The 11,724-nt window shown below is 63.4% G+C and carries 14 protein-coding genes; 13 read left to right on the top strand and 1 reads right to left on the bottom strand.

Translation table 11 applies throughout. The annotated features are described in order from the left end of the window. Positions 1–112: 112 nt before the first annotated feature. Positions 113–691, top strand: coding sequence for an orotate phosphoribosyltransferase (gene pyrE, locus AC0L17_RS17585; protein ID WP_287254768.1), 579 nt, complete (start codon positions 113–115; stop codon positions 689–691). A gap of 112 nt (positions 692–803) precedes the next feature. After that, on the top strand, positions 804–1,184 hold the full coding sequence (locus AC0L17_RS17580) for a VOC family protein (protein ID WP_027152729.1): 381 nt from the start codon (positions 804–806) through the stop codon (positions 1,182–1,184). Between the two features lie 117 nt (positions 1,185–1,301). On the opposite strand, the gene AC0L17_RS17575 is transcribed toward AC0L17_RS17580, so the two are convergent. Continuing rightward, positions 1,302–1,805 carry a MarR family winged helix-turn-helix transcriptional regulator gene (locus AC0L17_RS17575; protein WP_023800768.1) on the bottom strand — a complete coding sequence of 168 codons (504 nt, stop codon included), beginning with the start codon at positions 1,803–1,805 and terminating at the stop codon, positions 1,302–1,304. 83 nt (positions 1,806–1,888) lie between these two features. On the opposite strand from AC0L17_RS17575, the gene AC0L17_RS17570 reads away from it, so the two are divergent. The 11 genes from AC0L17_RS17570 to AC0L17_RS17520 all read left to right on the top strand — a co-directional run bounded on the left by AC0L17_RS17570 (position 1,889) and on the right by AC0L17_RS17520 (position 11,345). Then, a complete protein-coding gene (locus tag AC0L17_RS17570) occupies positions 1,889–2,434 on the top strand; it encodes a DUF417 family protein (protein ID WP_473516771.1) in 546 nt (181 codons plus the stop codon). Further along, positions 2,400–3,026 (top strand): putative glycolipid-binding domain-containing protein, encoded by a 627-nt coding sequence (locus tag AC0L17_RS17565; protein ID WP_473516770.1) that lies wholly within the window; start codon positions 2,400–2,402, stop codon positions 3,024–3,026. The genes AC0L17_RS17570 and AC0L17_RS17565 overlap by 35 nt, the downstream gene beginning before the upstream one ends. A 350-nt stretch (positions 3,027–3,376) precedes the next feature. Further along, complete coding sequence (acpS, locus tag AC0L17_RS17560) at positions 3,377–3,778, top strand: holo-ACP synthase (protein WP_473516769.1); 402 nt, start codon at positions 3,377–3,379, stop codon at positions 3,776–3,778. Between the two features lie 89 nt (positions 3,779–3,867). Beyond that, positions 3,868–4,617 (top strand): signal peptidase I, encoded by a 750-nt coding sequence (lepB, locus tag AC0L17_RS17555; RefSeq protein WP_473516768.1) that lies wholly within the window; start codon positions 3,868–3,870, stop codon positions 4,615–4,617. A gap of 3 nt (positions 4,618–4,620) precedes the next feature. Continuing rightward, positions 4,621–5,346 carry a ribonuclease III gene (gene rnc / locus AC0L17_RS17550; protein WP_473516767.1) on the top strand — a complete coding sequence of 242 codons (726 nt, stop codon included), beginning with the start codon at positions 4,621–4,623 and terminating at the stop codon, positions 5,344–5,346. Beyond that, the gene (era, locus tag AC0L17_RS17545; protein WP_473516766.1) at positions 5,343–6,275 is read left to right on the top strand and encodes a GTPase Era; all 933 of its coding nucleotides are present in this window, start codon (positions 5,343–5,345) and stop codon (positions 6,273–6,275) included. The genes rnc and era overlap by 4 nt, the downstream gene beginning before the upstream one ends. Before the next feature lie 42 nt (positions 6,276–6,317). Continuing rightward, positions 6,318–7,241: an aminoglycoside phosphotransferase family protein gene (locus tag AC0L17_RS17540; protein ID WP_473516765.1), complete on the top strand. Its 924-nt coding sequence runs from the start codon at positions 6,318–6,320 to the stop codon at positions 7,239–7,241. 41 nt (positions 7,242–7,282) lie between these two features. Next, positions 7,283–8,044, top strand: coding sequence for a DNA repair protein RecO (gene recO, locus AC0L17_RS17535; protein WP_473516764.1), 762 nt, complete (start codon positions 7,283–7,285; stop codon positions 8,042–8,044). Then, entirely contained in the window at positions 8,041–8,235 is a 195-nt protein-coding gene (locus AC0L17_RS17530) for a hypothetical protein (protein ID WP_473516763.1), read from the top strand. Before recO ends, AC0L17_RS17530 begins: the two co-directional genes overlap by 4 nt. Positions 8,236–8,298: 63 nt before the next feature. After that, positions 8,299–11,037 carry a DUF2339 domain-containing protein gene (locus AC0L17_RS17525; RefSeq protein ID WP_473516762.1) on the top strand — a complete coding sequence of 913 codons (2,739 nt, stop codon included), beginning with the start codon at positions 8,299–8,301 and terminating at the stop codon, positions 11,035–11,037. Positions 11,038–11,102: 65 nt separating this feature from the next. Next, positions 11,103–11,345: a type II toxin-antitoxin system VapB family antitoxin gene (locus AC0L17_RS17520; protein ID WP_473516761.1), complete on the top strand. Its 243-nt coding sequence runs from the start codon at positions 11,103–11,105 to the stop codon at positions 11,343–11,345. Positions 11,346–11,724: the final 379 nt, after the last annotated feature.

Genomic DNA, 11,724 nt, shown 5'->3' with positions numbered 1-11,724 from the left:
TGAATAGTGAATAGTGAATAGTGAAAGAAGTTGGCTCTCACTACCGACTACTGACTACTGACTACTGACTACTGACTATTCACCATTCACCACCATCCACACGGAGCGAACAATGAACACCGACGAAGTGCTGGGCGTTTTCCGTGAGGCCGGTGCCGTTCTCGAGGGGCATTTCATCCTGACTTCGGGCTTGCGTAGCCCGGTCTTCCTGCAGAAGGCGCGGGTCTTCATGCATGCCGACAAGACCGAGCGCCTGTGCAAGGCGCTGGCCGAAAAAATCCGCGCTGCTGTGTCCGGCAGGATCGATTACGTCGTCGGCCCGGCGATTGGCGGGCTGATCCCGGCTTACGAGACCTCGCGCCATCTTGGCGCACCGGCAATCTGGGTCGAGCGGGAAGGGGGCGAGTTCAGGCTCCGCCGCTTCGAGATCGCCAGGGGTTCGCGCGTCGTCATCGTCGAGGACATCGTCACCACCGGCCTGTCGATCCGCGAGACCATCGACTGCCTGCGCGCGCTTGGCGCCGAGGTGGTTGCCGCTGCCTGCATCATCGACCGCTCGGCCGGCAAGACCGATGTCGGCGTGCCGCTGATCGCGCTCGCCGAATATGAGGTTCCGGCCTACCCGGCCGACAGGCTGCCGCCCGAGCTTGCCGCCATACCGCCGGTCAAGCCGGGCAGCCGCAACATATAAGGCATGTCGCCCAAAAGCATGCCCTCCTTGGGCTTGAACGGGGCTTGAACCGAGGGTGCGCAGCGGTTTGGGGACACGACCTGCCAAAACAAACATTAACTGAGGCGCTACGTTGATTGCCGGTATCGATCATTTCGTGCTGACGGTTAGCTCCGTCGAGGACACCTGCGCCTTCTATCAGCGCGTGCTCGGCTTCAATCGCCTCGACGAGCCGGACCGGCCGACGGCGCTGCTGTTTGGAACGCAAAAGATCAATGTGCATGAGGCAGGCCACACTTTCGAGCCGAAGGCCAAGGCGCCGACGCCGGGCTCCGCGGATTTTTGCCTGGTCGCCGCGCGCCCGCTCGCAGAGGTATGCGCCAGCCTGGCTGCCAACGGCGTTGCGGTCGAAGTCGGGCCGGTCGAGCGGATCGGAGCCCGTGGCCCGATGATGTCGGTCTATTTCCGCGATCCGGACGGCAATCTCGTCGAGATCAGCTGGTACAACAGGTAACCGGGATTTTCGGCGAAAACGAAGTGCATTGGCAAGGTCGGCTTGCGGGCAACCGTGTTCACGCCTGCCGCAGCCATCGTCCAGGTGCGACGCGCTTTAGTTTGCCAAAGCCATAGCTCAGGCCAGTTCCGCCTCCACAGGGCAGTCGAGGCAAGCGGTATAGTTGCAGAGCCGGCAAATACGATATGCATGGTCCTCGGTGCTGACGAGCCCACGCAACAGCTTGGCGGCAAGGTTACCGAATTCCTGCAGCTCCTCCTGACTTAGAACAGCGAGCGCTGACGCGAGCCCTTTCTGGCGAGCGGAAAGAATAGCACTGCAGGTCGTCTCGCCCAAAGGAGTGAGCCTTAGCGCTACCGCGCGATGGTCGTCAGGCGCCGAGAACCGAGCCGCCAATCCCTCCGCGACCAGTCGATCGACCAGCCTGACGGTGCCCGAATGGGACAGTGACAATGCGCGGCGCAGCCTCTCGATCGACAGGCCCGGTACGTGGCCAATGAGGGTGATCGCGGAAGCCGCTGGGCCGGGCTCCGGTGCTTTGGCCTGAGCGTCCCGCTGCAAAATGTCCGCAAAGGCGAGCGCTAGAGCGCCAATCACATTTTCAATCCTGGAATCGGTCATCGCCAAAAAATATATGCTCGGAGCATATACATCAAGGTCGAATTATTATATGCTTTGAGCATACAAATCGAAAGGAGAAGGCCATGTTTACCTCTGCAACCGCCAACGCTCCGTTCGTGGCGCGCATCAATCAAGCTGGCTACCACCTTGCTGCCGTCGGTCGCGCGGTAACCCTTCTGGGGGTGGTGCTCCCTCTGCTGTTGATCGGCATTTTGAAATTTACTGCAATCGAGATCGAGGCGCTTAGGCCATTCATCGAGAATACGCCTTGGCTGGCATGGCTCTATCCCGCGTTCGGATCTGCGGGAGCCTCCTACTTCCTGGGCGTGGTCGAACTGGTCACAGCGCTTCTGCTGATAGCATCTGTCCGCAGCGTTTGGGCCGGCCTCGTGGGGGGTGCCATCGGCTCAGTCATCTTCGCGCTGACATCCTCGACAATGCTCACCCTGCCGATCTGGGAAACGGGCTCCGGAGGGTTTCCCTTCCTCAATGGGTTAGGTGCCTTTCTGATCAAGGATGTCGCCTTGCTCGGAGTGAGCCTGGTCATATTGGGGAGCAGCCTTCAGCAACTCGTATCCAACCTCGGCCGAAAAAATGATCGTGGTGATGAACAACGAATCGAGAGGTGAGAGCATGTCTCTACTCGCTATCTGGCGCAGGACGGACGAACCAGGGCACGATGTCGTGCAGCTAAAGCAGACAGACCTCGGCTGGCACTTGAATGGAGCCGCTGTATACCTGTCGGATGCGGGCCCGGCACGTTTGGACTACACTGTGCAACTGGCCGAAGATTGGACGACCAAATCCGGCAGCGTTCGCGGGTTCATCGGTTCCCAGTCAGTCGATCTCACAATAATCCGCAACGAGACCGGCATCCGCAACGAGACCGGCTGGACTGTCAATGGGCAGCGGCAGCCGGCGGTTCAGTCGATGGTGGACCTGGACTACAGCTTTACGCCGGCGACGAACCTGCAACAAATTCGCAGAATGAACCTGAAGGTCGGCGACAAGGCGGATTTTCCGGTGGCCTGGCTGGTGGCTGGCGTGTCGAGTTTGGTTGTTCTGCCGCAAACCTACCATCGTGTGAGTGAGACCGAGTACATCTACGAGGCTCCCACAGTGCCATACCGTGCTACGCTGCTCATTCCCGAGGCTGGCTTTGCCGAGGATTACCCCGACGGCTGGGTTTTCGAGACCGGCAACGCCGGCCGCGCACTATAGGATTGCGGCTGAAGCTTGGCGCTCGCAAGCTGACATCCATGCAACTTGCTGCTTCGGGGCAAGGCGAACCCGTCGCATTTGGTTACCTCCTGTGGCAGACCATCGCGGCAGCGATTCGTTGTCTTGGGGCTTGGGTGTCGCTATATCGAAGCCTTGATTGCCTTCCGGCGTGCACCGGGTGGCCGGGCCGGCGTATTGGATCAGGACAGGGACAGAGTGCTTTTTCGACGCCGCAAGCCTGATGGTCTTCTCGACCGGGTGCGTCTCCATGTGTGGCCACGCCGCTGTTTCTCGCGCTCCATGCGCCTGACGAACAGAGCTGGAACGGCCGGACGGGAAGTTCCCGCCCAATGATCATTGGCATCGGCAGCGACCTGATCGATATCAGACGCATCGAAAAATCGCTGCAGCGCCATGGCCAGCGCTTCATCCAGCGCATCTACACCGAGGTCGAACAGGCGCGCTCCGAAAACCGCTGCGCTCGCACTGCCTCTTATGCCAAGCGTTTTGCTGCCAAGGAGGCCTGCGCCAAGGCGCTGGGCACCGGTATGGCGCAAGGGGTGTTCTGGCGCGACATGGGCGTCGTCAATCTGGCCAGCGGCAAGCCGACCATGGCGTTGACCGGCGGGGCGGCGGCGCAGTTGGACAAGATCCTGCCTGAAGGGCACAGGGCCGCGATCCACCTCACCATCACCGATGATTTTCCGCTTGCTCAAGCCTTTGTGATAATCGAGGCGATGCCCGTCGAATAAGCGCCATATTGATCGCATCTGACCACCGGCATGACGTTGCCCAGCGCGCGCCGAGACTCTATACCAACCAACGCATAATCGAGGACGACATGAGCGTGGCTGAAAAATCCCAGAAGAAATCCGGCGGGCTTGGCGAAACCGTCAGCGTCATCGTCCAGGCGCTGTTGCTCGCTCTGGTCATCCGCACGCTTTTTTTCCAGCCATTTTCTATCCCGTCCGGGTCGATGCGGCCGACCTTGCTCGAAGGCGACTATCTCTTCGTCACCAAATGGTCCTATGGCTTCTCGCGCTATTCGCTGCCGTTCGGGCCGGACCTGTTTTCGGGCCGCATCTGGGGCGCCGAGCCGAAGCGCGGCGACGTGGCGGTGTTCAAGTTCCCGCCGGACCCCTCCGTCGACTACATCAAGCGCGTCGTCGGCCTGCCGGGCGACAAGATCCAGGTCAAGGATGGCCAGCTCTTCATCAACGGCGTCGGCGTGCAGCGCCAGAAGGTCGGGCAGATCGACAATCGCGACATCACCGAGGAGAGCGGGCCGGTCGACGTCTATCGCGAGACATTGCCGAATGGCGTCAGCTATGACACGCTCGACCTGATACCCAACTCGATCGGTGACAACACCCAGGAATTCGACGTGCCGCCCGGCCACTATTTCATGATGGGCGACAACAGAGACAATTCCTCGGACAGCCGCTTCACCGTCGGTTTCGTGCCCGACGAGAACCTGGTCGGTCGCGCCAACCTCATCTTCTTCTCGATCGGTGGCAGCGCCAGCCCGCTCGAAATCTGGAAATGGCCGTCGCAGATGCGCGCGTCGCGCCTGCTCCATTTCGTCAGATAGGTCATGGTGGCGACAAAACGGCTGACCGTCGACGCGCTCGCCGAAGCGCTCATGGAGCGCACCGGCCACGCCTTTGCCGATCGGCAGCGCTTGCAGCGCGCGCTGACCCATGCCAGCGCCCGCAGCAGCCATGCCGGCATCGACTATGAGCGTTTCGAATTCCTGGGCGACCGCGTCCTCGGCCTGGTCGTCGCCGACATGCTGCTGGCGGCGTATCCGGACGCGGCCGAAGGTGAGCTGTCGCTCCGGCTCAACGCGCTGGTCAATGCCGAGGTGCTGGCCGAGATCGCCGAGGAGATCGGCCTGCCGGAGCTGATCCGTGCCGGCTCGGACGTACGCGGCCTGGACGGGCGCAAACGCGTCAATCTGCGGGCTGATGCGCTGGAATCGCTGATCGCCGTGCTCTATCTCGACGGCGGGCTGGAGGCGGCCCGCGCCTTCATCCACAAATACTGGCGGCCGCGCTCGCAGGCCATCGGCGCCGCCCGCCGCGATGCCAAGACCGAACTGCAGGAATGGGCGCATCAGGCGGCAGGCGCCGTGCCGGTCTACATAATTGACAGCCGCGAGGGACCGGACCACGATCCGCTGTTCACCGTCAGCGTCAAGGTCGGCGCCTATCCGCCGGCGAGCGGCAGCGGGCGCTCCAAGCGCGAGGCCGAGCAAACCGCCGCGACTGCGCTGCTGTTGCGCGAAGGCGTCTGGCTAAACAAGGGGAGCGCGGCATGACCGCCACCGAAGACGTCCCGCCGGCAACAGAAGCTGCCACCACGCATTCCGGCTTCGTCGCACTGATCGGCGCGCCCAATGCGGGGAAATCGACGCTGGTCAACCAACTGGTCGGCGCCAAGGTGTCGATCGTCACCCACAAGGTGCAGACGACGCGCGCCATCGTGCGCGGCATCGCCATCCACAACAACGCACAGATCGTCTTCGTCGACACGCCGGGCATTTTCAGGCCGAAGCGGCGGTTGGACACGGCGATGGTGACGACCGCCTGGGGTGGCGCCAAGGACGCCGACATCGTGCTGCTGCTGATCGACGCCGAGCGCGGCATCAGGGGCGACGCCGACGCGATCCTCGAACGGCTGAAGGATGTCCGCCAGCCGATGGTGCTGATCCTCAACAAGGTCGATCGGGTCAAGCCCGAGGCGCTGCTGGCCCTGTCCGCGGCAGCGAATGAAAGGGTGCCCTTCAAGCGCACCTTCATGGTCTCGGCGCTAACCGGGTCGGGCTGCAAGGACGTGCTCGACTATCTCTCGGAAACCCTGCCTGCCGGCCCCTGGTATTACCCGGAAGACCAGATCTCCGACCTGCCGATGCGTCAGCTGGCGGCCGAGATCACCCGCGAAAAGCTCTATCTCAGGCTGCATCAGGAACTGCCCTATTCCTCCCATATCGAGACCGAGAAATGGGAAGAGAAGAAGGACGGCTCGGTGCGCATCGACCAGACCATCTATGTCGAGCGTGACAGCCAGAAGAAGATCGTGCTCGGCCACAAGGGCGAGACGATCCGTGCCATCGGCCAGGCGGCACGCATGGAGATATCCGGTATCCTCGAACAGAAGGTGCATCTTTTCCTGTTCGTCAAGGTGCGCGAGAACTGGGGCGACGACCCCGAGCGCTATCGCGAGATGGGGCTGGAGTTTCCGCATTAGAGCATGGTCCCGAAAAGTGGGACCCGGTTTTCGCAAAAGATCATGCTTGAACAAGAAGTCACTATCGACACAGCCCTCGTGAGCCGGTTGGTCGCCACGCAATTTCCTCGATGGAAGGATCTTGCTGTCCGGCCGGTTGCATCAGGCGGATGGGACAACAGGACCTTTCATCTCGGAGACCATATGCTGGTGAGGCTGCCGAGTGCGGCGACCTATGCCTTGCAGGTCGAAAAGGAGCATCGCTGGCTGCCAAGGCTTGCGCCTCTGCTGCCGCTGCCTGTCCCTGTCCCGCTGGCGATGGGAGCCCCGGCCGACGACTATCCCTGGCATTGGTCCGTCTACCGGTGGATCGAAGGCGAGACGGCGACGCTGGAGCGTATTGCCAGCCTGCCGCAATTCGCGGCCGGCCTGGCCCAATTCCTGGTCGCCCTGCAACGGGTCGATCCCGCCGGTGGACCGGCGCCAGGGCAGCACAACTTTTTTCGCGGCGGACCACTGAGCGTCTACGACGGTGAGACCCGGCAAGCAATAGCAGCCCTCGACGGCAGGATCGACGCGGTCGCCGCGAGCGCGGTGTGGGAAGCAGCGCTTGCCGCGACATGGCACGGCGCGCCCGTCTGGTTCCACGGCGACGTCAGTTGGGGAAACCTGTTGGTCAGGCAAGGTGCCTTGAGCGCGGTGATCGACTTCGGGACTTCGGGCGTGGGCGATCCCTCGTGCGACTTGGCGATTGCGTGGACGCTCTTCGAAGGCAAAAGCCGAGAGGTGTTTCGCGCCGGTCTTCAGGCCGACGAGGCAACCTGGGCGCGAGGCCGTGGCTGGACGCTATGGAAAGCGCTTATTACGGTCGCCGGCCATATAGACATCAATCCAATTGAGGTTGAAAAGTCGCGACGCGTGATCGATGAAGTGCTTGCCGATCACCTCCGCGCGGACCGCCGCGGAGGGCACCGACACAGCGCCTGAAAAACTTGATTTCGCCACCGAAGCGGTGACAAGCTGCGTTCATGGAATGGCGCGACGAGGGAATTATTCTCGGCACCCGCAAGCATGGCGAAACCAGCGCCATTCTTGAGGTCATGACGCGTGCGCACGGCCGCCACCTCGGCCTTGTGCGCGGCGGCCGCTCGCGCAAGCAGCAGCCGGTTCTGCAGCCCGGCAACCGCGTCGACCTGTTGTGGCGGGCGCGACTCGACGAGCATCTGGGCACCTTCCAGGCTGAGGCGATCGAGATGAACGCCGCCCGGCTGATGGACAGCGCCGTCGCCATCTATGGGCTGCAGACCATGGCGGCGCATCTGCGCCTGCTGCCCGAGCGCGACGCCCATGACGGCCTCTACGAGACGCTGGCCGTGATGATCGCCTATCTCGACGATGCGGACGCCGCTGGCGAGCTGGTGGCGCGCTTCGAATTGCTGATTCTCGACGAACTCGGCTTTGGCCTCGATCTCAGCCAGTGTGCCGCGACCGGCGCCAGGCAGGACCTTGCCTATGTCTCGCCGAAGTCCGGGCGCGCCGTGTCGCGCGCCGCAGGCGCGCCATGGCGCGACAAGATGCTGGTGCTCCCTGCATTCCTGCAGCGCGGCTCCGGGCTGCGCGCCGATCCGGCGGCGATCGAGGACGCCTTCCGGCTGACCGGCTTCTTTTTTTCCCGCCATGTCTACGAGCCGCGCGGTATCGAGGCGCCCGGCGCTCGCGCCGGCTTCCTCGCCGCCCTGCGCAAGCACCACGCGGCGGGCAACGAGATCGCCGGAGAAACCATTACATGAGCGAAGTGGAACTCTATCCCGGCCGGGTGTCGCCGCTCCGCCTCGGCACCATTTCGCACGCCGACATCGCTGAATATACCGGCCTGGAATTGCTCCAGCGCATTATCGACAGCAAATACAAGGCGCCGCCGCTGGCTTTCGGCACCGAAACATGCTCGATCTTTCCGGCTGCCAGTCTGGCGGCGCGCTGACTCGGCTGGCCGTCTGGTCGCCGTATTTGTCGGTCACTACTGGCTTGGTTTGGGGGAACCGCCATGTTCGAAAGCCTGATCGGCCTCGTCGCGATCATCGCGCTGTTCGTCATTATCTGGCGCCAGCAGAGCCGCATCGGCCTGATCGAGCGCGAACTTGGTGCGCTGCGCAGCCTCGTGCTTTCGGGTGTCGATGTTGGCCCGCCGCAGGCCAAGCCGGTAGAACAGGCCGCAAACGACAGCACGCCGGCAGACGCGGCAGTTGCGGCCGTGACCGACATCGCCCCGCCATCGGCGGCGGGCGAGGCTGAGGAAAAGCCGCCCACGCAGGTTGAAGCCGGGGAGGCTGCATCCGGACCGTGGGCTGCGGGCGACGCGGCACCGGCGGGGCCTGCACCTGCGCAACCGGAGGCCGCGACGGCGAAACCGGCCCAAAAACCCGATATTGAAACGGCGCTCGGCACCCGCTGGGCGGTCTGGGTCGGCGGCATCGCGCTGGCGCTGGGCGGGCTGTTTCTGATCCGCTACACCATCGAGGCCGGCATTTTTGGTCCCGGCGTGCGGCTGAGCATGGCAGCAATGCTCGGGCTGGTGCTGGTCGTCGTCGGCGAATTCATCCGCCGTACCGGCTTCAAGGTGCCGGTGCAGGGCGTCGCCGGCGCCTATATTCCGGCGATCCTGACGGCGGCCGGTGCTTTCATCCTGTTCGGCACGGTTTATGCCGCGCATGGCGTCTACGGCTTCATCGGGCCGGCGCTCGCCTTCACGCTGCTCGGCGCCATCGGTGTGGCGACGATCGCAGCAGCTCTCGTCCATGGCCAGGCACTGGCCGGCGTCGGCCTGCTCGGCGCGGTGGTCACGCCCATGCTGGTCGCCTCGCAGGCACCGAATCCTTGGGCGCTGTTCGGCTATTTGGCGATTGTGCTCGCCGCTACCGGCGTGATCGCCCGCCTGCGCGACTGGAAATTGCTAATGGCGGCAGCGTTCGCCGGCACTGGCCTGTGGACCATTCTTTACATGACCGATGCGCCGGGCACCAACCTGCCTGTCGTCCTCTTTATCAACGCGGTGACCCTGGCCGTGCTCGCCCTCGTCTGGCTCGGCCGTCGCGGTGGCGAAGCAGGACCCGCCAGGGGCTTCGACTGGCCATCGATCGCACCTGGCTTCTTCGTCGGCCTTTCGGCGATGGCGCTGTTCGTCGACCCCGCATACGCTGCCGGCGATGCTCTGCCGGGAGCAGCCCTTATCGCAGCCCTGGTCGCGGTAGCGCTCTACCGGCCGCTGGCGCTGGCGCTTCTGCACGCCGCAGGGCTGGCGACGGTTCTGGTCTATCTCGGCATCATTCCGCCAACCTCTGTCGTTTCAGACTTTTCGGGTGGCGCTCTCGGCGTCGATGGCCTGCCGGCGGCAGTTGCCGATACGCTGATGCTCAGGATCGGCATCTTTCTCGGACTTGTGTTCATCGCAGCCGGCTTTTGGGCAGCGCGCAAATTTGCTGCATCGGCTCACATCCGCGCCGCCTCATGGGCAGCATGGGGCGTTGTCGCACCACTGGTCACTCTGTTGGCGCTCTGGTTCACCTTCGGCAATCTCGACCGCGATCTTGTCTACGCGGCGGTTGCAGCCCTTCTGGTGGTGGTGTTCGCCACCGGCGGCGAGTGGATTGCGCGCGGTGAACAGCCGCCGCTGCAGGGCGGTGCTGCCGTCTCGTTCGCGCTTGGCGGGGCAGCAGTCGCTGCCTTGCTGATGCTCTACATGGCCTTTGGATCCGGCTGGACGACCATGCTTCTGGGTGCCGCGGCCATCGTGCCGGCGCTGGCCACCCGCTGGCGCGCCTACCCGGTGCTCGGCTGGATTTCGGTCGCTGCGGTCATCGCGGTGCTCGGCCGCATCGCCTTCGATCCGACAATCGTCGGCGCTGAATTCCTGTCGAGGACGCCGGTGTTCAACTGGCTGCTGCCGGGCTACGGCGTGCCGGCGCTTGCCTTCGGCTTTGCCGCCTGGCAACTCGCCCACACCACAAATGGCCGGCCACGCCTCGCCATGGAAGCGGGCGCAGCACTGTTTGCAGTGCTCACGGTTGCCATATTGGTGCGCCATGCCATGCATGGCGGCGTCATCGACATGGGTGCTGCGACGCTCGCCGAGCAGGCGATCTACACGCTGATCGCCATCGGCGCCGGCGCCATCCTGGTCGCCGTCGACATGCGCTCGCCAAGCTTGGTGCTGCGCTATGGTTCGCTTGCCGCGGGCGTCGTCTCGGTCGCCTTCATCGTCATCCAGCATTTTGTGGCGCTGAACCCGCTGTTTACCGACGAATCAACCGGCCGGGTCCCGGTGTTCAACCTGCTGTTCCTCGCCTATCTCTTGCCGGCCCTCGCTGCCGGCGGGCTCGCGCTCTACGCCCGTGACAAGCGGCCGAAATGGTATGCCGCGATGCTGGCGCTGGTGGCGGCGCTGCTCGCCTTCGTCTATGCGACGCTGTCGGTGCGGCGGCTGTTCAAGGGCGAGTTCATCGGCCTGTGGAGCGGCCTCGGCCAGCTCGAGACCTACACCTATTCCGCGCTGTGGCTGATCATCGGCGTGGCGCTGCTAACCGCCGGCGTCTGGCTGAAGTCGCAGGTGCTGCGCGTTGCGTCGGCCGCCCTGATCTCGGTCGCGGTGTTGAAGGTGTTCCTCTTCGACATGTCGGAACTGGAAGGCGTGCTGAGGGCGCTGTCCTTCATCGGCCTCGGCGCGGTGCTGATCGGCATCGGCCTGTTCTACCAGCGGCTGCTGACAAGAGCGGCGAGAGGAACCTAAGGGATCGTCTGTTTGAATGTCCAATAAAATGGAATAGTTGAAGGTTCAGCAGGAGATATTCAAAAGTGCCTATCTATATTCGCGACAAAGAAGTGGATGCGCTGGCCGCAAAATTGCAGTGCGAGATCAACGCTGCCAGTAAAACGGAAGCAGTGCGGATTGCACTCTTGCATGAACTTGAGCGTAACCACGCCCGCAAGCCTTTGCGTGACAGGATTGCGGTGTGGCAGGAGAAGTGTGCCGCGTTGGGGCCATCCGACCCCAACTTCGACATGAAGGCATTCACCGACGAGGCATGGGGAGACTGACGTTGGCGAGCCCGGTCCGGGCGGTTCAACTGTGAGCCCCAATACGGCGCGGGATGTCCCGCAGCGCTGGAGGGACAGCACCCCCCTCTGCCCTGCCGGGCATCTCCCCCGCAAGGGGGGAGATTACGCGCGCACAGGTGCTTTACTCAAATCTCCACCGTTGCGAATTGCGCGGAGCGCCGAAACTGCCGATCTCCCCCCTTGCGGGGGAGATGGCCGGCAGGCCAGAGGGGGGTGCGAAGGAACTCGACGGCTCTATTCCAGATCGCTGGCCTTCCGGCACATGCCGCGGCGGGTTATCGGGGATAGTGTCCTGAAGGTTCTGCAAAAAGTTCTGGAGAGAGAACCGCCCATGCTCTGAGGCGAGGGGCGGCCATGG

The organism is Mesorhizobium sp. WSM4829, from assembly GCF_055811475.1.
This window is presented reverse-complemented; position numbering and strand designations above follow the sequence as displayed.

Bases quoted from the DNA above. Each gene is read 5' to 3' on its own strand.
- pyrE (WP_287254768.1), top strand. From the start codon at position 113: ATGAACACCGACGAAGTGCTGGGCGTTTTCCGTGAGGCCGGTGCCGTT.
- AC0L17_RS17575 (WP_023800768.1), bottom strand. From the start codon at position 1,805: ATGACCGATTCCAGGATTGAAAATGTGATTGGCGCTCTAGCGCTCGCC.
- AC0L17_RS17570 (WP_473516771.1), top strand. From the start codon at position 1,889: ATGTTTACCTCTGCAACCGCCAACGCTCCGTTCGTGGCGCGCATCAAT.
- AC0L17_RS17565 (WP_473516770.1), top strand. From the start codon at position 2,400: ATGATCGTGGTGATGAACAACGAATCGAGAGGTGAGAGCATGTCTCTA.
- acpS (WP_473516769.1), top strand. From the start codon at position 3,377: ATGATCATTGGCATCGGCAGCGACCTGATCGATATCAGACGCATCGAA.
- lepB (WP_473516768.1), top strand. From the start codon at position 3,868: ATGAGCGTGGCTGAAAAATCCCAGAAGAAATCCGGCGGGCTTGGCGAA.
- rnc (WP_473516767.1), top strand. From the start codon at position 4,621: ATGGTGGCGACAAAACGGCTGACCGTCGACGCGCTCGCCGAAGCGCTC.
- era (WP_473516766.1), top strand. From the start codon at position 5,343: ATGACCGCCACCGAAGACGTCCCGCCGGCAACAGAAGCTGCCACCACG.
- AC0L17_RS17540 (WP_473516765.1), top strand. From the start codon at position 6,318: ATGCTTGAACAAGAAGTCACTATCGACACAGCCCTCGTGAGCCGGTTG.
- recO (WP_473516764.1), top strand. From the start codon at position 7,283: ATGGAATGGCGCGACGAGGGAATTATTCTCGGCACCCGCAAGCATGGC.
- AC0L17_RS17530 (WP_473516763.1), top strand. From the start codon at position 8,041: ATGAGCGAAGTGGAACTCTATCCCGGCCGGGTGTCGCCGCTCCGCCTC.
- AC0L17_RS17525 (WP_473516762.1), top strand. From the start codon at position 8,299: ATGTTCGAAAGCCTGATCGGCCTCGTCGCGATCATCGCGCTGTTCGTC.